The sequence below is a fragment of the Methylobacterium currus genome, from assembly GCF_003058325.1.
GTDB classification, from domain to species: domain Bacteria; phylum Pseudomonadota; class Alphaproteobacteria; order Rhizobiales; family Beijerinckiaceae; genus Methylobacterium; species Methylobacterium currus.
On the sequence record NZ_CP028843.1, the window covers coordinates 3,260,005 to 3,278,814 of the forward strand.

Annotated in this window: 20 protein-coding genes and 1 riboswitch; of the genes, 3 read left to right on the forward strand and 17 right to left on the reverse strand. The window is 70.9% G+C overall.

Annotated features, from left to right (window positions below):
- Positions 1–50: 50 nt before the first annotated feature.
- The 4 genes from nrdR to DA075_RS15285 form a co-directional block, all read right to left on the reverse strand.
- Positions 51–599, reverse strand: a complete 549-nt coding sequence (gene nrdR, locus DA075_RS15270) for a transcriptional regulator NrdR (RefSeq protein ID WP_099953953.1) — start codon at positions 597–599, stop codon at positions 51–53.
- Positions 600–722: 123 nt separating this feature from the next.
- On the reverse strand, positions 723–2,024 hold the full coding sequence (glyA, locus tag DA075_RS15275) for a serine hydroxymethyltransferase (RefSeq protein WP_099953954.1): 1,302 nt from the start codon (positions 2,022–2,024) through the stop codon (positions 723–725).
- Positions 2,025–2,313: 289 nt separating this feature from the next.
- Positions 2,314–2,526: a SlyX family protein gene (locus DA075_RS15280; RefSeq protein WP_099953955.1), complete on the reverse strand. Its 213-nt coding sequence runs from the start codon at positions 2,524–2,526 to the stop codon at positions 2,314–2,316.
- A gap of 77 nt (positions 2,527–2,603) precedes the next feature.
- Entirely contained in the window at positions 2,604–3,893 is a 1,290-nt protein-coding gene (locus DA075_RS15285; RefSeq protein WP_099953956.1) for a L,D-transpeptidase family protein, read from the reverse strand.
- A gap of 275 nt (positions 3,894–4,168) precedes the next feature.
- Here DA075_RS15285 and DA075_RS15290 point away from each other — a divergent pair, with 275 nt between their 5' ends.
- On the forward strand, positions 4,169–4,534 hold the full coding sequence (locus DA075_RS15290) for a hypothetical protein (RefSeq protein ID WP_244936584.1): 366 nt from the start codon (positions 4,169–4,171) through the stop codon (positions 4,532–4,534).
- Positions 4,535–4,592: 58 nt separating this feature from the next.
- Entirely contained in the window at positions 4,593–5,555 is a 963-nt protein-coding gene (locus DA075_RS15295; protein ID WP_099953958.1) for a copper chaperone PCu(A)C domain-containing protein, read from the forward strand.
- A 78-nt stretch (positions 5,556–5,633) separates the two neighbouring features.
- On the opposite strand, the gene DA075_RS15300 is transcribed toward DA075_RS15295, so the two are convergent.
- Complete coding sequence (locus DA075_RS15300; protein WP_099953959.1) at positions 5,634–6,020, reverse strand: hypothetical protein; 387 nt, start codon at positions 6,018–6,020, stop codon at positions 5,634–5,636.
- A 267-nt stretch (positions 6,021–6,287) separates the two neighbouring features.
- Complete coding sequence (locus tag DA075_RS15305) at positions 6,288–6,770, reverse strand: Lrp/AsnC family transcriptional regulator (RefSeq protein ID WP_099953960.1); 483 nt, start codon at positions 6,768–6,770, stop codon at positions 6,288–6,290.
- Between the two features lie 126 nt (positions 6,771–6,896).
- Positions 6,897–6,981, forward strand: a riboswitch (ZMP/ZTP riboswitch).
- A 59-nt stretch (positions 6,982–7,040) separates the two neighbouring features.
- Here DA075_RS15305 and DA075_RS15310 point away from each other — a divergent pair.
- Complete coding sequence (locus tag DA075_RS15310) at positions 7,041–8,330, forward strand: bifunctional folylpolyglutamate synthase/dihydrofolate synthase (protein ID WP_244936585.1); 1,290 nt, start codon at positions 7,041–7,043, stop codon at positions 8,328–8,330.
- Here DA075_RS15310 and DA075_RS15315 read toward each other — a convergent pair.
- The 11 genes from DA075_RS15315 to DA075_RS15360 all read right to left on the reverse strand — a co-directional run bounded on the left by DA075_RS15315 (position 8,327) and on the right by DA075_RS15360 (position 18,608).
- On the reverse strand, positions 8,327–9,043 hold the full coding sequence (locus DA075_RS15315; RefSeq protein ID WP_099953962.1) for an LrgB family protein: 717 nt from the start codon (positions 9,041–9,043) through the stop codon (positions 8,327–8,329). The two genes, DA075_RS15310 and DA075_RS15315, sit on opposite strands and share 4 nt — an antisense overlap.
- Entirely contained in the window at positions 9,040–9,411 is a 372-nt protein-coding gene (locus DA075_RS15320) for a CidA/LrgA family protein (RefSeq protein ID WP_099953963.1), read from the reverse strand. Before DA075_RS15320 ends, DA075_RS15315 begins: the two co-directional genes overlap by 4 nt.
- 10 nt (positions 9,412–9,421) lie before the next feature.
- Complete coding sequence (locus DA075_RS15325; RefSeq protein ID WP_244936586.1) at positions 9,422–10,186, reverse strand: glutamine amidotransferase; 765 nt, start codon at positions 10,184–10,186, stop codon at positions 9,422–9,424.
- A 21-nt stretch (positions 10,187–10,207) separates the two neighbouring features.
- A complete protein-coding gene (locus tag DA075_RS15330; protein ID WP_099953964.1) occupies positions 10,208–10,690 on the reverse strand; it encodes a tellurite resistance TerB family protein in 483 nt (160 codons plus the stop codon).
- Positions 10,691–10,860: 170 nt separating this feature from the next.
- Positions 10,861–12,858: a glycosyltransferase gene (locus DA075_RS15335; RefSeq protein ID WP_099953965.1), complete on the reverse strand. Its 1,998-nt coding sequence runs from the start codon at positions 12,856–12,858 to the stop codon at positions 10,861–10,863.
- On the reverse strand, positions 12,840–14,054 hold the full coding sequence (locus DA075_RS15340) for an HlyD family secretion protein (RefSeq protein ID WP_244936587.1): 1,215 nt from the start codon (positions 14,052–14,054) through the stop codon (positions 12,840–12,842). Before DA075_RS15340 ends, DA075_RS15335 begins: the two co-directional genes overlap by 19 nt.
- Positions 14,055–14,624: 570 nt before the next feature.
- Complete coding sequence (locus DA075_RS15345; protein ID WP_232388174.1) at positions 14,625–15,116, reverse strand: protein phosphatase CheZ; 492 nt, start codon at positions 15,114–15,116, stop codon at positions 14,625–14,627.
- A 264-nt stretch (positions 15,117–15,380) separates the two neighbouring features.
- Complete coding sequence (locus tag DA075_RS38140; protein WP_269153960.1) at positions 15,381–15,512, reverse strand: hypothetical protein; 132 nt, start codon at positions 15,510–15,512, stop codon at positions 15,381–15,383.
- Between the two features lie 110 nt (positions 15,513–15,622).
- A complete protein-coding gene (locus tag DA075_RS15350) occupies positions 15,623–16,333 on the reverse strand; it encodes an SDR family NAD(P)-dependent oxidoreductase (RefSeq protein WP_099953968.1) in 711 nt (236 codons plus the stop codon).
- Between the two features lie 70 nt (positions 16,334–16,403).
- Complete coding sequence (locus tag DA075_RS15355) at positions 16,404–16,808, reverse strand: thiol-disulfide oxidoreductase DCC family protein (protein ID WP_232388172.1); 405 nt, start codon at positions 16,806–16,808, stop codon at positions 16,404–16,406.
- A 171-nt stretch (positions 16,809–16,979) separates the two neighbouring features.
- Positions 16,980–18,608: a long-chain-fatty-acid--CoA ligase gene (locus DA075_RS15360; RefSeq protein ID WP_099953970.1), complete on the reverse strand. Its 1,629-nt coding sequence runs from the start codon at positions 18,606–18,608 to the stop codon at positions 16,980–16,982.
- Positions 18,609–18,810: the final 202 nt, after the last annotated feature.

Genomic DNA, 18,810 nt, shown 5'->3' on the forward strand with positions numbered 1-18,810 from the left:
CTGGAGGGGATCGTGCCGCAGGGGATCGTGCCGGAGGGGACGGTGGCCGCTCACGACGCGCGGCTCCGCGGACGCCGGGCCGGCGGCGCCAGGTCGATCGGAGGCGGTGGGTCGGCCGGCGGCGATTCGTCGGCCGCCGCCTGGGCCGCGCCGGCAGCGAGGTGGCCCAGAAGCTCCTCGAAGTCGCGGGCCTCGCGAAAATTCTTGTAGACGGAGGCGAAGCGCACATAGGCGACGTCGTCGAGGCCTTTCAGCCCCTCCATCACCGCCTCGCCGATCGCCTCGCTGGTCACCTCGGCCTCGCCGGTGCTCTCGAGCCGGCGGGTGATGCCGCTGACCAGCCGCTCGATCCGCTCCGGCTCGACCGGGCGCTTGCGGAGCGCGGTCTCGACCGAGCGCTGCAGCTTGTCACGGTCGAACGGAACCTTGCGGCCCGAGCGCTTGACGACGATCAGCTCGCGCAGCTGCACCCGCTCGAAGGTGGTGAAGCGGCCGCCGCAATCCGAGCACGTGCGCCGGCGCCGGATCGCCGAGCTGTCGTCGCTCGGCCGCGAATCCTTCACCTGCGTGTCGAGGCCGCCGCAATAGGGGCACCGCATCGGCCGCCCGTTCCTCTGGTATGAAAAAGGGCCGGTCCCGCGCGGGCGGGACCGGCCCCGGAAGGGGCGTGTTCTAGAGCGCTCCCGGCGGAAGGGGAAGCCGGGAGATCGGGCTCTTACATCTCAGCCATAGATCGGGAAGCGGTCGGTGAGCGCGTGGACCTCGCGCTTGGCCGCTTCCTCGGCGCCCGCATCCCCCGCCTCGCCGGCGCGGTGCAGGCCGTCGAGCACCCGCACGATCAGCTCGCCGACCTTCTTGAACTCGGCGACGCCGAAGCCACGGGAGGTCGCGGCCGGGGTGCCGAGGCGGATGCCGGAGGTGATGGTCGGCTTCTGCGGGTCGAACGGCACGCCGTTCTTGTTGCAGGTGATGCCGGCGCGGGAGAGCGCGGCTTCCGCCGCCTTGCCGGTCAGCTCCTTGGCGCGCAGATCCACCAGCATCAGGTGGTTGTCGGTTCCGCCGGAGGTGATGTCGTAGCCGCCCGAGATGATCGTGTCGGCGAGCGCCCGGGCGTTCTCGACCACCTGGCGGGCGTAAGATTTGAACTCCGGCCGCAGGGCCTCGCCGAAGGCCACCGCCTTGCCGGCGATGACGTGCATCAAGGGACCGCCCTGGAGGCCGGGGAAGATCGCCGAGTTCAGCTTCTTCGCCAGGGCCTCGTCGTTGGTCAGGATCATGCCGCCGCGCGGGCCGCGCAGGGTCTTGTGGGTGGTGGTGGTGACGACGTGGGCGTGCGGGAACGGCGAGGGGTGGGCGCCGCCCGCCACCAGGCCGGCGAAGTGGGCCATGTCGACGAAGAACACCGCGCCGACGCTGTCGGCGATCTCGCGGAACTTGGCGAAGTCCCAGTGGCGCGGATAGCCCGAGCCGCCCGCGATGATGACCTTCGGCTTGTGCTCCTGGGCCAAGCGCTCGACCTGCTCCATGTCGATGCGCTGGTCGTCGCGCCGCACGGTGTAGGAGACCGGCTTGAACCACTTGCCCGAGACGTTCGGGGGGGCGCCGTGGGTCAGGTGGCCGCCGGCGGCGAGGTCGAGGCCGAGGAACGTGTCGCCGGGCTGCATGGTCGCCATGAAGACGGCCTGGTTCGCCTGGGAGCCGGAATTCGGCTGCACGTTGGCGAACTCGCACCCGAAGAGGCGCTTGGCCCGCTCGATGGCGAGGTTCTCGGCGATGTCGACGAACTCGCAGCCGCCGTAATAGCGCCGGCCGGGATAGCCCTCGGCGTATTTGTTGGTCAGCACCGAGCCCTGCGCCTCGAGCACGGCGCGCGAGACGATGTTCTCCGAGGCGATCAGCTCGATCTCGTGCTGCTGGCGGCCGAGTTCCTTGGCGACGGCGCCGGCGAGCTCCGGATCGGCATCGGCCAGCGACGCGGAGAAGAACGAGTTGGACCGGGAAGTGGCGGCGGTGCCCACGCTCATGATGGCCTCAGGGTTCGTCGGGAGCCGCCCGGACGGAGCGCCGGTGCGGAGAGTAAGCGACTGGGATCGGCCGGCTTCTACACGCGGGCGGCGCGAGAGTCCAAGGCCGCAGCCCCGGACCTTCGTCCGCGCAGCGGCCATCGGGCTCCGCGCGGGGACCCTGCGGCAGGATCTCCGGCACAAGATCACCGGGCTCGGACCCCAGAGCTAAGATTAGACGCGATTTGCGTCAAGCGTTCGGCGCTTCAGAAAAACTGAAGGCAACGTCACAAATCTTTTCGGCTGGACTTCAGTAGTGGGGCGGCGGCGGCTCGTCGCCGGTCTCGGCCGGGCGCTCGGCCATCTCGCGCACCCGCTCGCGCAGGGCGGCGACGTGCCGCGTCAGGGCATCGATCGCGCTCCACTGCTCGGTGACGATGCGGTTCAGGTCCTCGATCGTGGCGTCCTGGTGGGCGATGCGGGCTTCCAGGGCGTCGAGGCGGGATTCGGGGTCCGGGGTCATGGGGGCTTCCCGTCATGCGAAAACGGCCCGGGCGCTGAGCCCGGGCCGTCGTCAGTTCGGCTTCGTTGTCGCGGCGATCAGTTGGTCTGGTCGTCGTCGGCGTCGGGGTTGAAGTTGCGCGGGCCGGCGGCGGCGGCCGCCATCGAGGCGGTCGGGGCGCCGGCGCCGTCGCGCTTGTAGATGTCGTCGCGGAACTGCACGAGGCCGTCCGGGGTCGACCAGGCGGTGATGTAGGTCCAGTAGACCGGGATCGGCGCCAGCGGCCGGGCATCGACCCGCTGGCCGCTCTGGATGATCGACTCGATCGTGTCCGGGTTGGCGTTCGGGGTGCCCTGCAGGATCCAGGACACGTAGTCGCGCACGTTCTGCACGCGCACGCAGCCCGAGGAGACGAAGCGGAAATCGTCGCCGAAGATGCCCTTGGCCGGCGTGTCGTGCATGTACACGCCGTGCGGGTTCGGGATGTTGATCCGCACGAAGCCCATCGAGTTCAGGTCGACGCCCGGATCCTGGCGGAAGCGGTAGCGGGTCGCCTCGTCGGAATGCCAGTTGACCTGGGCCGGCGGGATCTCGCGGTCGCCGTTGAAGATGCGGATCTTGTTGTCCGTCAGGTAGGACGGATCCTTCTGCATCTTCGGGATCAGGTCCTTCTTGATGATCGAGGCCGGCACGGTCCAGTAGGGGTTGAAGTTCACCTCCTGGATCTTGGCATTCATGATCGGCGACTGGCGGTCGATCTTGCCGACGCCGGCGGCGTGGCGGGTCGCGACGTGGTCGCCCTCGACGGTCTCGACGAGCGCCGCCGGGATGTTGACGATGACGTAGCGCTCGCCGAGATTGCCCGAATAGGAGCGCAGGCGCACCGCGTTCAGCTCGAGCTGGCGCAGGCGCACGTCGGCCGGCACGTTCATCGCCTGCACGGTGGTGACGTTCATCGCGCCGGTCTGGTTCAGGCCGTGGCGGGCCTGGAAGCGGCGCACGCCGGCCTCGACGTAGGAATCATAGACCGGCGAGGAGCCGGCGGCCGGGTCGAGGTCGCCGGAGGCGATCAGGCGCTGGCGCAGGGCCGTCACCGCCGGGCTCTTCGAGCCGACGCGCAGGCGCTCGGCGCCGGAGATCGACTGCCAGCCGCCGCGGGCCACGATGTCGCGGTAGCGCTCGACCATCTGCTCGGTCGCCGCCAGGGTCTGGGGCGAGAGGATCGGCGTGTTGGAGCGCTGCACCCGCATCGTCGCGGCGGAATCGTAGTTCTGCGCCCACTCGGCCTGGGCCAGCGACCCGCCCCGGTCCTGCGCCAGGGCCGGGATGGCGGCCGCGGCCAGGAGAGCCAGGCCGAGCGAACCGGTGAGGGAAACGCGTGTCAGCATGGGAAATCTGCTCTCGAACCTGTGACGCGGGACGTTTGACGGCCGCAGACCTGATGGCTGCCGTGTTGCGCCCCATTCTATGGCCCGTGACGGTGCCGGGATGCGGTTAAGACACTATGAGGAGCGGGCCAGATTGTGGCGCCGGGCGGGCGCCGCTGTGGAGCCCGGAGCTGGGCTGTGGACTGCGGTAATTGTGCAACGCGTCGCACGGGCTGCCCCGTCGCCGAACCGTCGCGGCCGTGGCGGAGCCGGGCCGCCTCGGCTATGACTGGCGCATGAGCGCGATCAGGCAGGCACCGGGCGGGAGGATGGCGCGCTGGCGCGCGCTGGCCGCCGTGCTGTCGCTCTACGGGCTGGTGCTGCAGGCCTTCCTCACCGGCCTCAACCCGGTCCCGGTCGCGGCGGGTGCCGGCCTCCTCTGCCCGTCCCACGACACCTCGGGAGGCGGCGGGCCGCCCGTCCACGCCCATGCCTGCTGCACCCTCGCCTGCCATGCTCCCCTCGCCCCGCCGGGCCCGGCGACGGCCCATGCCTGGCCGCCCCTGGCGGCCGTGGTCCTGTCCTGGTCCCTCGCGGCGGCAGCCCCGGCCCGCGCGTCGCCCGCCCGGCCGGCTTCCGCCCGCGGTCCGCCCGCTTCGTGACGTTCCGGCGGCTCGCACCGCGTCTCACATCCGTCACGCTTCTCCCGGACCCGACATCATGACCCTCTCGCTCCGCGCCGGCCTCGCCGCCGCCCTCTCCCTTGCTGCCGCCCCCGCCCTCGCCCACGCGGTCCTCGCCGTCACGCAGGCGAGCCCGAACCAGACCTATCGCGGCGTGGTCCAGATCGGCCATGGCTGCGACGGCAAGCCGACCACCGGCATCACCGTCACGATCCCCGACGGGGTGATCGCGGCCAAGCCCATGCCGAAGGCCGGCTGGGAGCTCAGCACCGAGAAGGGGGCCTATACCCGCGCCTATCCGTCGTATCACGGCACGGTCTCGGAGGGCGTGAAGACGATCACCTGGAAGGGCGGCTCCCTGCCCGACGACCTTTACGACGAGTTCGTGTTCCAGGCCCGCCTCACCGATGCGGTCGCGCCGGGGGGCACGGTCTACTTCCCGGTGCGCCAGGATTGCGACGGCGCCGTCGTCGACTGGCGCGAGGTGCCGGCCGCCGGCCAATCCGCCCGCGACCTGAAGACCCCGGCCCCGGGCGTGCGCATCGTGGCGGCCGCCGCCGCGGCGCCGGCCGCGCCGGCCTCCGTCAAGGCCGGCGACCTCACCATCGAGGCCCCGTGGATCCGCGCCACCCCCGGGGGCGCCAAGGTGGCGGGCGGCTACCTGCAGGTCACCAATACCGGCAAGGAGCCCGACCGGCTGGTCTCGGCCTCGATCCCGCTCGCGGGACGGGGCGAGGTGCACCAGATGGCGATGGACAAGGGCGTGGCGAAGATGGCGCCGGTGGAAGCCGGCCTCGTCATCAAGCCCGGCGAGACCGTGGTGCTCAAGCCCGGCGGCTACCACCTGATGTTCATGGACCTGACCGGCCCGGTGAAGGCCGGCGACGCCGTCGAGGGCACCCTCACCTTCGCCCGCGCCGGGACGGTGCCGGTGCGCTTCGCCGTCGGCGCCATCGGCGCCGCGGCGCCGGAGGCCGCGGGCGGGCACCAGCATCATTGATAGGCAAAGGGCGGCGACCATGTGCGGTCGCCGCCCTCTCCCGGCTTGTGGCGACGTCCGGCCGATGGCGTCAGGCGGTCACGCCCGGTCCGGAGCGAGGCCGGCGGCGGCGAGCAGCGCCTGGTCGAGGCCGTCGTTGCCGGCCGACAGCGCCTCGCGCAGGGCGGCCTCGTCGGCGTAGATCATCACGTCGCAGGCATCCTGCGCCGGATCGGCCCCATCATGCAGACAGGTGCGGATCACGTAACGGTGGTCCGAGGTGCGATAGAGCGTCTGAGTGACCGGCACGGGATCGCCGGGCCGGCTCGTCGTCCGGCCGATCGGGACCGCGAACAGGCTCACCGGGTCCGGCATGGTCCCCACCCTTCCGACGATCGGGTGCGGCTCGGCGCCCTCGCTCCAGCGCGCGCTCCGGGTCCGGGGCGGCGTTGGCACGGTGGGATCGTGGCGGTCCGGCCTCGTCATGCTGCGGCCTCTGTCATCCTGCCGTCGTGCGCCTCAGGCAATGAAGTCGAGTAGTCTCGGCGGACATACACCCTAGGGTCCTCGCCCCGGCGGTATAATATCAACTCGGAGTTTCGGCTGCGCGCTGTCCTGCCCTCGCTCAACTCTCGCGGACGGTCCGACGATCGCGCCAGCCCCCATCCGACAGTCCCGACTTTTAGGGCAGAGTGGCGCGAGAGTCAGTCTCTTACAGTAAAGTGCTCCCAGTCCCCGCGAGCGGCGGCGTGATCACAGCTCGGCCGCGGGCCCGTCGAGGGGGGCGATCGGCTCGTCCTTGATCTGGTCCAGAGCGAGCGCCGTGCGCACCGTGCGCACGTTGGGCAGGCCGGTCAGGTGCCCGACGAGCTGCTGGAAGGCGCCGAGATTCGGCGCGACGCATTTGAGCAGGAAGTCGGTCTCGCCCGAGAGGGTCCAGCATTCCCGCACCATCGGCCAGTCGCGCATCTCGGCCGCGAAGGCGGCGAGCTCCGCCTGGCCTTGGGCTGCGAGTTGCACCATGGCGAAGCACATCACCTCGTAGCCGAGCGCCTTCGGCTCCAGCAGGGCGCGGTAGCCGCGGATGATGCCCGCCTCCTCCAGCGCGCGGACCCGGCGCAGGCAGGGCGGCGCCGACAGGCCGACGCGCCGCGCCAGCTCCACGTTGGTGATGGAGCCGTCGGCCTGCAGCTCCCGGAGGATCGCCCAGTCGATGGCGTCGAGGCGGGCGGGCAAGGCGGCGGGCGATCCTGGCGGGTGGGGACGGGAGACCCGGTGAGTAGCCGCCCGCCGGGGCCGGCACAAGGTGACGCAACGGCCTCGCGCGCCGGTTGCCCGTCTCCGCCTCGTCTCTTATGGGGGGCTGTCCCGCGTGACTGGCGAGGTTCAAGGTGGTCCGACCACCGGGGAGCGCGGGATGTCGCCGCCGCTCGCCTGGGCACCCTCCCCGCACCGACCGACGGGTGACCCATGACGCCGACGCCGACGCCCAAAATGCCTTCATCCGTGCCCTCACCCTCCGACGCTCTCCCCCTGTGCACCGTCCTCGGCCGCCTCGACCGCCTGACCGACTGGGAGAAGCGGCCGCGGGGCGGGATGCGGGTCGGCCTCGAGCCGATGCGCGACCTGCTGCACCGGCTCGGCACGCCGCAGGCGTCCTTGCGGGTGATCCATGTCGGCGGCACCAAGGGCAAGGGCTCGGTCTGCGCGCTGATCGAGGCCGGGCTGATGCGGGCCGGCCTGCGGGTCGGGCGCTACGCCTCGCCCCACGTCGAATCGGTCACCGAGCGGGTCTGCCTCCAGGGCCGGCCGGTGGAGGATGCGCGCCTCGCGCTCGCGCTCGCCCGGGCGCTCGACGCCCACGAGGCGGCGGGCCGCGACGGCACGGCGGGCCGGGACGCGACCTGGTTCGACGTGCTGACGGCCGCCGCGCTCACGATCTTCGGCGAGGCGGAGCTCGACTGGGCGGTGATCGAGGTCGGCCTCGGCGGGCGGCTCGATTCGACCAACGCGGTGGGGAGCGAGGTCGCGGTCGTCACCAACGTCGCCCTCGAGCACACCGAGATCCTCGGGCACACCCGCGCGGCCATCGCCGCCGAGAAGGTCGGCATCCTCAAGCCCGGTGCGGCGCTCGTCACCACGCTCAGCCCCGACGACGAGGCCGGAGCGGTCGCATCCGCCCGCGCCGCCGCCCTCTCGTGCCCGGTGCTGCGGCCGGGGCTTCCCGACGGCGCCTCGATCGACGAGGAGAATGCCGCCCTCGCCGGCCTCGTCCTCGACCATCTCGGCCGCCGGGGCGCGCTCGGCCGCGACGGCACCCCCCTGCGTTCAAGCTTCCTCGACGCCGCTGCCCGCGCGAGCGCTCGCCTGCCCGGGCGGCTCGAGCGCCGGCGGATGCGGACCGCCACCGGTGCGGTGCCGGTGGTGCTCGACGGAGCCCATGTGCCGTTCAACCTCGCGGCGGTCCTGCGCGACCTCGCGCGCGCGCCCGACCTCCCGGGTCCCTGCACCGCCCTCGTGGCTCTGGCGGGCGACAAGGACGCGGCGGGGTTCCTCGCGGCCCTGGCCCGGCACGGGGCGAGCGTGGTCGCGACCGAGATGCCGGAGCGGCGCGGGCACGCCGCCGCGGCGCTCCGGGCGCTCGCCGCGGCCGAGGGGATGGAGGCCGAGGCGGTGGCCGCCCCGGATGCAGGCCTCACCCGTGCGGCGGACCTCGCCGCACTGCGGGGCGGCTGGCTCCTGGTGACCGGCTCGCTCCACCTCGTCGGGGCCTTGCGGGCGGCGACGGAGGCCTAACGCAGCACCGACAGCGCCAGCGGCACCAGCACGGCGGTCAGGAAGGCGTTGAGACCCATGGCGATGCCAGCGAAGGTGCCGGCGACCTCGCTGACCTGAAAGGCGCGGGCGGTGCCGATGCCGTGGGCGGCCAAGCCCGCCGCGAAGCCGCGGGCGCGGTAATCCCTTATCCCGAGACGGTCGAGGAGCGGCGTGACCATGATCGCGCCGAGGATGCCGGTGAGGATCACCAGCACGGCGGTCAGCGTCGGGTCGCCGCCGAGCGCCGAGGTGATGCCCATGGCGACGCTGGCGGTCACGGATTTCGGCGCCAGCGCGATCAGGATCGGATCCGGCACGCCGAGGAGCTTCGCGGTGCCGATGCCGGTGACGAGGGCGACCGTGGAGCCGACCGCCAGGGCGGCCAGCATCGGCACCAGCACCCGGGTCACGGTCTTGCGGTGCTCGTAGAGCGGGATCGCCAGCGCCACCGTGGCGGGGCCGAGCAGGAAGTGCACGAATTGCGCGCCCTCGAAATAGACCGCGTAGGGCGTGCGGGTGACGACCAGCACCAGGCCGACCATCCAGATCGCGTGCAGCACGGGGTTCGCCAGCGGATGGCGCCCGGTGGCGGCGGAGATCCGGTCGGCGATGACGTAGGCGGTGAGCGTCACGGTGAGCCACAGGAGCGGCGTGCGCGACAGGAAGACCCAGAGGGCGAACTCGCCCGTCATCGCCCGGTCCGCCGCGCGACATACGAGAAGGTGGTGACCGTGGCGACGAGCGCCAGCGCCGTCGAGACCACCAGCGCGACGGCGAGCGCGAGGCCGTGGGCGGCCAGCACGTCGAGCCGGCCGATCACCCCGGCGCCCGCCGGCACGAACAGCAGCGACAGGTGGGCGAGCAGCCCCTTGCCGGTCCGCTCCAGCGTGCCGTCGGTCAGCGGCGCCGGCAGCCCGCCGGGGCGCCGGTCGCGCAGGGCCAGCACCCCGAGGAGCAGCGCCATGCCGACGACCGGGCCCGGGACCGGCAGCGCGAAGGCGCGGGCGACGATCTCGCCGGCGAGCTGGCAGAGCAGCAGCAGGGTCAGGCTGAGGATCATGATGCGGCCATCACGAGGCGGCCAGGGGCTCCGGCCTCGCCCCCGCCCCGGCGAGCCAGTGGTCGAGGAAGGCGTCGAGCCAGGCCACCACGCGGCCGTCATGCATCAACCGGCCCTCGATCTGCCGCGCCCGGTCCTGCGCGCCGGGCAGGCGCAGGCGCTCGGCGGCCCGCACGGTCCAGCGGCAGATCATCGCGTGCGTGACCTCCGGGTGGAACTGGAGGCCGAAGGCCGCCGGCCCGACCCGGATCGCCTGGGTCGGAAAATCGTCGCCGGTGGCCAGCGTGTCGGCCCCCCCCGGGCAGGTGAAGCCCTCCCGATGCCAGTGATAGACGTGCGACGGCCAGGGCTGGCCGATCTCGCCGGCGAAGTCGCGCCCCGCCTCGGTCGGCAGCAGGGGATAGTAGCCGATCTCGGCGCGCCCCTCCGGATGGGCGCAGACCGTGGCGCCGAGACACTTCGCCAGCATCTGCGCGCCGAGGCACAGGCCGAGGAAGGGCCGCTCCTCGCGCAAGGGCACCTGGATCCAGTCGATCTCCTGGCGCACGAAGGCGTCGCCGTCATTGGCGCTCATGGGACCGCCGAAGATCACCGCGCCGGCATGATCCCGCATCGTCTCGGGGAGCGGATCGCCGAAGCGGGGGCGGCGGATGTCGAGGGGGTGGCCGCGCTCCTGGAACAGCCGGCCAAGGCGGCCGGGCGTGGATTGCTCCTGGTGCAGGATCAGCAGCACGGGCTTCAGCCCGGGCTCCGGCATCACGAAGGGACTCACCATCGCTCGTTCATTTCGGACGATTCATCGGGCCGGCACCTGCTGGGTCGGCAGCCCCGACAGGGCGACCGCCCGCGTGGCGGTGATGGCGGCATCGTCGAAGCCGAGGAGCTGGCCGACGCGCCAGACGAGGTCGTCCTCGAATTCGTGCACCTCCCCGTCGGCGGCGGCCACCGCCCAGGCGAGGCCGAGGAGCCCGCGCCGCTCCTCCTCCGGCACGTCGCGGCCGATCATCTCGACGAGCTCGGCCACGTCGCGGGTCTCGTCGTCGAAGCTGATGGCCTGCTCGATCAGCGCCTTGGCCTGCGCCTCGCTGGGCGCGAAGCGGTGGGTCAGGAGACGCGCGAGCCGGTCGCGCTCCACCACTGCCAGCGTGCCGTCGACCCGCGCCACGTGGACGAGCAGGGCGACGGCGGCGAGGTGCTGCTCCGCCTCCGGGTCGGGCGGCGAGGCAGGCGCGCCGAACATCTCGGCGGCGTAGGCGCGAAGGCGGGCGATCAGAGGCATCGGGGAGATTTGGGCGGGGATTTTAGAGTGTGCAACGCCATGGTCTGGAATTGGCGGCTCAGCGTCAAGCGCCCTGGGCGCCGGAGGGTCGCCCCGAGCCCTGCATCCGTGGTCTGCACCGGCCACAGGCCGATGTCGTCGTCATCCGGCGCGACGATCGCCACGGCGGGTCAGGCCGTCGCCCGTACGGTCCGGCCGAACATGCGGGACCAGAGACCACTGGCGATCGCCGACCTGTCGAGCTCGTGGATGTCCTGCGAGTATTGCCCGGTATAGAGCTTCACGATCATGCGGTCGCGGCACTCTCCCTCCAGCAGATAGCGGAACTTCATGGCGAAGCCGCCCCCCGCCAGGCGCGACACCGCCTCGACCGTGCTGCGCAGGTGCGGGAACCGCTCCATCTCGACGATCACCTGATCGCCGGCCCGCAGAGCCGGCTGGCCGTCGAACTCGACGATGCCGCCTTCGAGCGAGAGGCTGGTGATGCGGCCGGCGAAGGCCGCGTCCTCGTGCTCGATCCGGGCCGGCTCGTTCGTCGCGAAGCTGTCGAGGAGCGGCCTCGGCTTCTCGAAGCAGATGAGGGCCGCCACCATCAGCACCGCGATGTTGATGACCGCCCACCAGGCCGAGACGACGGAGAACTCCCCCTCCCCGATCCGGGACCATTCCGGCACGACGTTCACGACGAGGCCGAGCGCCGTGACGGCGATCCAGAACGCGATCGAGAAGAAGGTGTAGGCGTCGAAGGCCGAATCCTCGTTGCCGGAGCCCTTCGGCGTCACCCGGAACGGCACGCCGAACGGCTTGACCAGGCTGGAGATCACGACCGGCAGAATGCGGAAGGTGGCGAAGGCGCCGACCGCCGAGGAGACCAGCGGCAGGTAGCGGGTCGGCGTCAGCCAGCCCATCAGCAGGAAATAGGCTGCCAGCACCGGCAGCTGGTACCAGACGATGTCCTGCGTGCCGGTGAAGTACAAAGGCGCGGCGCCGGTCCAGAGATAGACCGCCGGCACCACCAGGATCACGAAGCGGACAGTGTACTGGACGAGCCAGGACAGCGGCAGGAACATGAAGCGCTGGAACAGGGTGAGGCCGGGGCCGCGCAACGGGCCGTTATGCAGGTAGATCGTCTGGATGCCGCCGCGGCACCAGCGGCCGCGCTGGACGAAGTAGCCCTTCAGGTTCTCGGCGGCGAGGCCCATCGAGAGCCGCTCGTTGAGGTAGCGCGTCGTGTAGCCCCGGTTGAGCAGCGCCAGGGTGGTGAGCAGGTCCTCGGTGATCGAATCGTGCGGGAATCCGCCGATCTCGTCGAGCGCCGAGCGCCGCGCGATCGAGCAGGAGCCGCAGCAGAAGCTGACGTCCCAGGCATCGCGGCTCGCCGCCATCTCGTCGAAGAACAGGCGCTGCTCGTCCGGCCACACCTTCTCGAGGCTGAGGTTGGACTGGACCGGATCCTTGTTGAAGAAGTGCTGCGGCGTCTGGACGATACCGATCGTCGGATCCGTGAAGAACGGCACCGTGCGCCGCAGGAAGGTGCGGTAGGGCACGAAATCGGCATCGAAGATGGCGATGAAGTCGCCCGAGGAGACCGTCAGGCCGTGGTTCATGTTGCCGGCCTTGGCGTGGGAATTGTCCGGCCGCGTGACGTGGATGGCGCCCTTGCGGTCGCAATACTCCTTCAGCCAGCCGCGCCGCTTGTCGTCGAGGACGTAGACCGTGAGCTTGTCGCGGGGGTAGTCGAGGGCGAGCGCGCCGACGATGGTGCGCTCCAGGACGTCGATCGGCTCGTTGTAGGTCGGGATGAACACGTCGATCGTCGGCAGGTCGGCGGCGTCGCGGACGAAGAACTCCCGCTCGCGACGGTCGGCCTCGGCGCTGCGGTCGACGGTGCGGCTCATCGCGACCAGGAACAGCAGGATGTCGGCGAAGGCGCCGAGCTCGACCAGGAAGACGAACCACGTCCAGAAGAAGCCGAAGCTCCCGTCATAGGGATAGGCCAGCACCGTCGCGACGAAACGCCAGGCGAGGTAGCGCAGGGCGACTCCCAGCACGACGAGGCAGGTGATCGCCCGCGCCCAGGTGGCGTTGCGCGGCCAATTCAGGCTGAACAGGAAGAAGAAGGCCAGGACGAAGAGCGTCGGGGCGAAATCTACGAGATACTGAACCACAGGCTCTTCACCCCGTTCAGGAACTGGTACCGCCGGGTGGCGCGCGCGATCCGGACCTGCACCGAGCGGCCGACCTGGCAGAAATTCGCGAAGTCGCGCTGCATCGGGTTCGGCGCGAGGGCGACCCGGATGCGGGCGCTCTTGCCGCGGCTCTCCGGCGGGACGGCGGCGAGCACCATCTCCTCGACCGCCGCGCTCGACCCGCGCACCGACAGGACGGTGCCGGCGATGATCTGGCTGCTGCCCAGCAGGCGCACCTCGGCGGTCGCGCCCGGATGGATGTCGTCGTAGTCTATCTCGTTGACCAGGATGTCGACGAACAGGTCGCGGCAATCCAGGAGCCGGGTCAGCTCGTTGCCGACCACCACGTTGGACCCGGCCACGACGTTGTTGCGCCAGACCACGCCGTCGAAGGGCACGCGCACCACCGCGGTCGAGAGCCGGTCGTTGCGCTCGCGCTCCAGCTCGATCTGGCGCTCGAGCTGCTGGATGCGGGCGCGCTCGGCCCGCGCCTGCATCTGCACATTGGCGAGCTGGATCGCCACCTCGTCCTGGCGCTGTTGCGAATAGGGCACGTCGTTGCGGCCCTCGCCGACGAAGGTGCCCTTCCGCAGCGCCTCCAGCTGCCGCGACAGGCGCTCCAGGTCGGCCCTGGCGATCGCCTGCTCGCTGGTGGCCGCCACCGAGGCCGCCCGCGCCTGCTCGACGGAGCTGCCGGCCACGACGCCGGTCGCACCGAGCGTCGTCTTGCGGACCAGATCCGCCTGGGCGGAGACCTGCTGCGCCTGCGCCGCGGTGATGCGCTGCTGGCGGATGACGATCTCCTGCTGGACGCCGGTGATGCTGGCCTGCTGGTATTCCTTCAGCCGCGCGGCGAGGTCGCTCTTGATGGCGGAGAGCGTGCCGACCTGCCCTTCGAGGGCGCGCAGGCGCTCACGCGTCGCGCCGAGATCGGCGTCCAGCTGCGCCTCTGCGGTGCGGGCGATGCGCTCGTTCCGGATCCGGAACAGCTGCGTACCCTCGGGAACGGCGGTCCCGACCTTCGGAGGCGTGTCGGACACGACGCCCTCGATCGGCGCGGCGATCACGGTGAAGCGGGCATTCACCGTCCCGTCGAGGCTGGTATAGCCGGTCAGTGCCGGCAGAACCGCCAAGACCGCCGCCCCAAGCAGCAGCGCACCGATGAGAATGCGCATCGCCCGGCTGTTCCACAGCATTCCCGAAGCCCCATTGCGTCTCCAATCGCTGCATCAACGATCGGATTGGGATCCGGTTCATTTTTTGTCAGTTAAATTTTTCCTAAAATTCGCCCATACATTGAAATCAAGTGCATGTACGACACCCATGATCTGATGATAAATTTTGTCGCGTCTCCGTATTGTTTGATTGTCGGGTGAATTCATCGATCGAAGATGACGGGCGATCGACGATTCGGACGTCACAACGCGCGATGATTCAACCTCAAATTGCATATTCTGAAATATCGAGGACCAGTCCGGGACATCCTCGCACCACTCCTCCGAGGGACAGGGGCCGCCTCACCCATGCCCTCGATCGTCGGACGACAGCCGAGACGGCCGACACCACGGATCGTGCCTTCGGGTCGGATGCCGAGACGCTGCGCCCCGGCACCGCGACAGCTTTCGCCTGACGCAGTTCCGCGGCGCAGTCCGTCCCCGGGATGCTTGCGCCGACACCGACGGGGCGACAGGTTCGGCAGCGCCGATCGGCCGCGCGGCTCGTCGCCACCCGCGAACGGGGCCCCTTTAGGGGAACATCGCGTCGACGGCGTCCTGCGAGACGGCGGCGTCGCCGGGCAGCGCGGGGCCGTTGAGGAGGGAATCCTCGCCCTGGCGCCGCTCCGGCGCCGGCTTCGAGGCGGAGGTCGAGCTCGACCAGAGACGCATCATCTCGGCGACCCGCTCCTCGACGAGGACGATGGTCCGCACGACCTTCGCGATCCGCTGGCCGGTCAGGTCCTGAAAGTTGCAGGCCTCGAAGATCGTCTGCATCTGGGCCTGGATGGCCAGGGCGTCGTCCCGGGTCGCGTCGTCGCGGGTCGCGACGTCCCTTGCCCGCCTGGCGATCCCGCCCGCGAGGGCATCGACCGCCTCCGAGGCCGTCAGGATCGTGTCGGTGGCCTGTTCGGTGCCGCGCACGACGGCGTTGAGCTCGTCGCGGGTGCGGCCGGCATCCTGCTCCTCCCGGATCTCGGCGATCTCCTGCCGCGTCCGCGCGATCGCCTCGGAGATCGCCATGACGTGACTCTGCAGGAGAGCGGTGCTGTCTTCGAGAGATCCGAATTTCGCCGTGCCGATGGTCATGATCCCGGGACGCTATACGCTATGACAACGTCGCCCACGGTAGCCGGCTCGGATTAAACTTTTGCAAATATCGGTCGGGCGGCGATCACGACGGCATCGCGCCTCGACCGAACGAATACGATCGCCATGTAGCGATCGATCGATGGGATGGGCCTCGCCAAGGCCTGGCCCGCGAGCGGGCCAGGGCCGGCGCGGCGGTCAGATCAGGTAGACGGTGCCGTGCAGCCCGAACACTTTCGGGCAGTTCGAGGCTTCCGCCAGCGTCTGCGCGGCCTTGAGGTCGATGTTGCGCTCGGCCGCCAGCTCGGCCACGGTCTTCCACATCGGCATCGTGCACTCCTTCCAATCGGGAATTCCTCCCTGACAAGTGCAGAGGCGCGGCATTGGTTGCGCCCCGGGCTGCATCCTGCGCGGCGGGCCGGGCCACGCCCGGCGGCGCCTCACGGCGGGATCGGCTGCCCGTCCCAGGCGAAGACCCGGCCGGAATCCCCGATCTGCAGCCCGTTCAGGACCCGCACCAGATGGGCCGCGCTCTCCTCCGGCGCGAACAGGCCGGGTCCCGGATCCGGGCGGAACGGCCGGGACAGCGCCGTCTGCACGGTCCCGGGATGCAGGCCCGCCACGATCAGCTCGGGATGGGTGCGCGCCGTCTCGACGGCGAGGGTGCGCAGGATCTGGTTCAACGCCGCCTTCGAGGCCCGGTAGGCGTACCACCCGCCTAACCGGTTGTCGCCGATCGAGCCGACCCGTGCCGAGAGGGCGGCGAAGACGCGACGCCCCCGGCGCGGCATCAGCGGCAGGACGTGCTTGGCCACGAGCGCCGGGCCGATCGCGTTGACGGCCATCACCGTCGCCATCGCCGCCGGATCGAGCGTCCGGATCGCCTTCTCGGGGGAGACGCCCGGCCCGTGCAGGATGCCGCTGGCGACGACGACGAGATCGACCGGTCCGGACTCCCCGACGGTGCGGGCCGCCGCCGCGATGGAGTCCTCGTCGGTGACGTCGGCGGGCAGGGATCGCGCGGGTCCGGGCTGCGGCATGGGCGAGCGCGACAGGGCGAAGACCGTCTCATGCGCCCCGCCCGCGGCGAGCGCCGCGACGAGGGCGCGACCGATCCCGCCCGAGGCTCCGACGACGACCGCGCTGCCCATGCGACACCCCGCTGCGATTGTATGGAAACCTCGTGCGGCACACCGCCGGCGCGGCGCCCGGATCCGTGCCTCACGCCGATGTCCGGAGGAGGCCGCTGCGGCTCAGCACGCGCGCCAGGCGCGGCCGCAGCGGGAGGAACAGGCGATAGGCCGCCTCGGACAGGGCCAGCACGGGGCGGCGCCCGAACACCCGGAGCTCGACGAGCCGGCCGAGCCAGCGCCAGGCCGGCAAGCGGCGCCAGAGCCGCGCGAAGGCGGCCGCGCCGGAGACGAGGCGCCCATCCGCCTCGCGGACGTGGAACCGCGCCTGCGCGGCGGCCCGGTCGAGCCCGGATCCCAAGGCCGCGTCGTCGTCCATCGTCGCGAGGTCGACGAAGCGCACGCGCTCGGCCCCGGCACAGCGCCGGTAATGCCCGATCTCGGTCCGGCAGAGCGGGCAGGCCCCATCGTAGTAGACGGTCAGATCGTCCCGCACGCCACCCTCACGCCGCTGCCGCACCATCTGCCCCGACGAGATGGGCGCGCGGCGGCGTCCGTCATCGTGGGGCGGACGCGCGATAAGGTCGCGCCGCGGGACCTGTCGGCCGGGCGGTCGGCCCGGCCGCACAGGCAGACGGGCACCCTTCGGGCGCCCGCCGCTTCGGGCTCACGCCGCTCCGGGCAGCCGGTAATCGCGGAACTGGTCGCGCAGGGCGGTCTTCTGGATCTTGCCGGTGGCGGTGTGGGGGATCTGCTGCACCACCACGACGTCGTCGGGCATCCACCACTTGGCGATGTGCGGCGCCATGAAGGCCAGGATGTCGGCCTTGTCGGGGGTGCGGCCCTCCTTGGGCACCACGATGAGCAGCGGGCGCTCGTCCCATTTCGGGTGCTGCACCCCGATCACCGCGGCCTCCGCCACGTCCGGGTGCCCGACCGCCAGGTTCTCGAGGTCGATCGAGGAGATCCACTCGCCGCCGGACTTGATCACGTCCTTCGAGCGGTCGGTGATCGCCATGTAGCCGTTCGGATCGATGGTGGCGACGTCGCCGGTGTCGAAGAAGCCGCGATCGTCGAGGATCGGCTCGTCGCTGCGGTAATAGGCCTTCGCCACCGCGAGACCTGAGACCTTGAGCCGCCCGAAGGTCGTGCCGTCCCAGGGCAGGTCGCGGCCCTCGTCGTCGGTCAGCCGGAACTCGACCCCGAAGGGGGCGTAGCCCTGCTTCATCTTGAGGTCGAGGCGGGCCTCGCCCTCGAGATGGGCCACCTCCGGCTTGAGCGAGCAGTAGGAGCCGATCGGGCTCATCTCGGTCATGCCCCAGGCATGGTCGACGGTGACGCCGTAATCGCGCTCGAAGCGCTCGGTCATCGCCCGCGGACAGGCCGAGCCGCCGATCACGACGCGCTTCAGGTGGCTCAGGCGCTGGCCCGTCGTGTCGAGGTAGTGCAGCAGGCCGAGCCAGACGGTGGGCACCGCCGCCGTCACGGTGACGCCGGTCTCCTCGAGCAGCGCGTGCACCGAGGCGCCGTCGAGCTTCGGCCCCGGCATCACCAGCCCGGCGCCGGTCATCGGCGCAGCGAAGCTGAAGCCCCAGGCATTGGCGTGGAACAGGGGCACCACCGGCATCGCCATGTCGGTAGGCTTGAGCGCGATGAAGGCCGGGTTGTTGACCATCAGGGCCAGCAGCACGTTCGAGCGGTGCGAGTAGAGCACGCCCTTCGGCAGGCCGGTGGTGCCCGAGGTATAGCAGAGGCCGGCGGCGGTGTTCTCCTCGAAGGTCGCCCAGGCGAAGTCGTCGTCGGCCTCGGCGATCCAGTCCTCGTACGCGACGGCGTTGCGCAGGGACGTCTGCGGCATGTGGGCGCCGTCGGTGAGGATCACGTACCGCTCGATCGTCGGCAGCTTGTCCGCCAGGCGCTCGACCAGGGGCACGAAGGTCAGGTCGAGGAGGAGGATCCGGTCCTCGGCATGGTTGATGATGTAGGCGATCTGGTCCTCGAACAGGCGCGGATTGACCGTGTGGTAGATCGCCCCCACGCCGGTGATGCCGTACCACGCCTCGAGGTGGCGCCAGGTGTTCCAGGCGAGCGTCGCGACCCGGTCGCCGAGGCGGATGCCGTCGGCGGCGAGGCGCTTCGACAGGCGCAACGACCGCTGCCGCACCTCGGCATAGGTGGTCCGGTGCATCGGCCCCTCGACCGAGCGCGAGATCACCGGGCGGGCTCCGTGCTGGAGCGCGGCGTAGTCGATGATGCGGTGGATCAGCAGGGGCCAGTCCTGCATCAGGCCGAGCATGGCGTGTCGTCCTTCCCTTGCGCTTCCTCAGGGGGCCGCGCTCGTCGGCACGGCCCTCGGTCGCCGGAGCATTCTTGCCCGCGGTTTCAGGCGTTAGCTTATGGCAGCGGTGCGGGGGCGGCTAGAGCGGGCGGGGGAGCGGGACCTTGAGGCGCATCCGTCGTGGATCGGGAGAGGTCAGGCGTGGCACCGGGATGGTTCT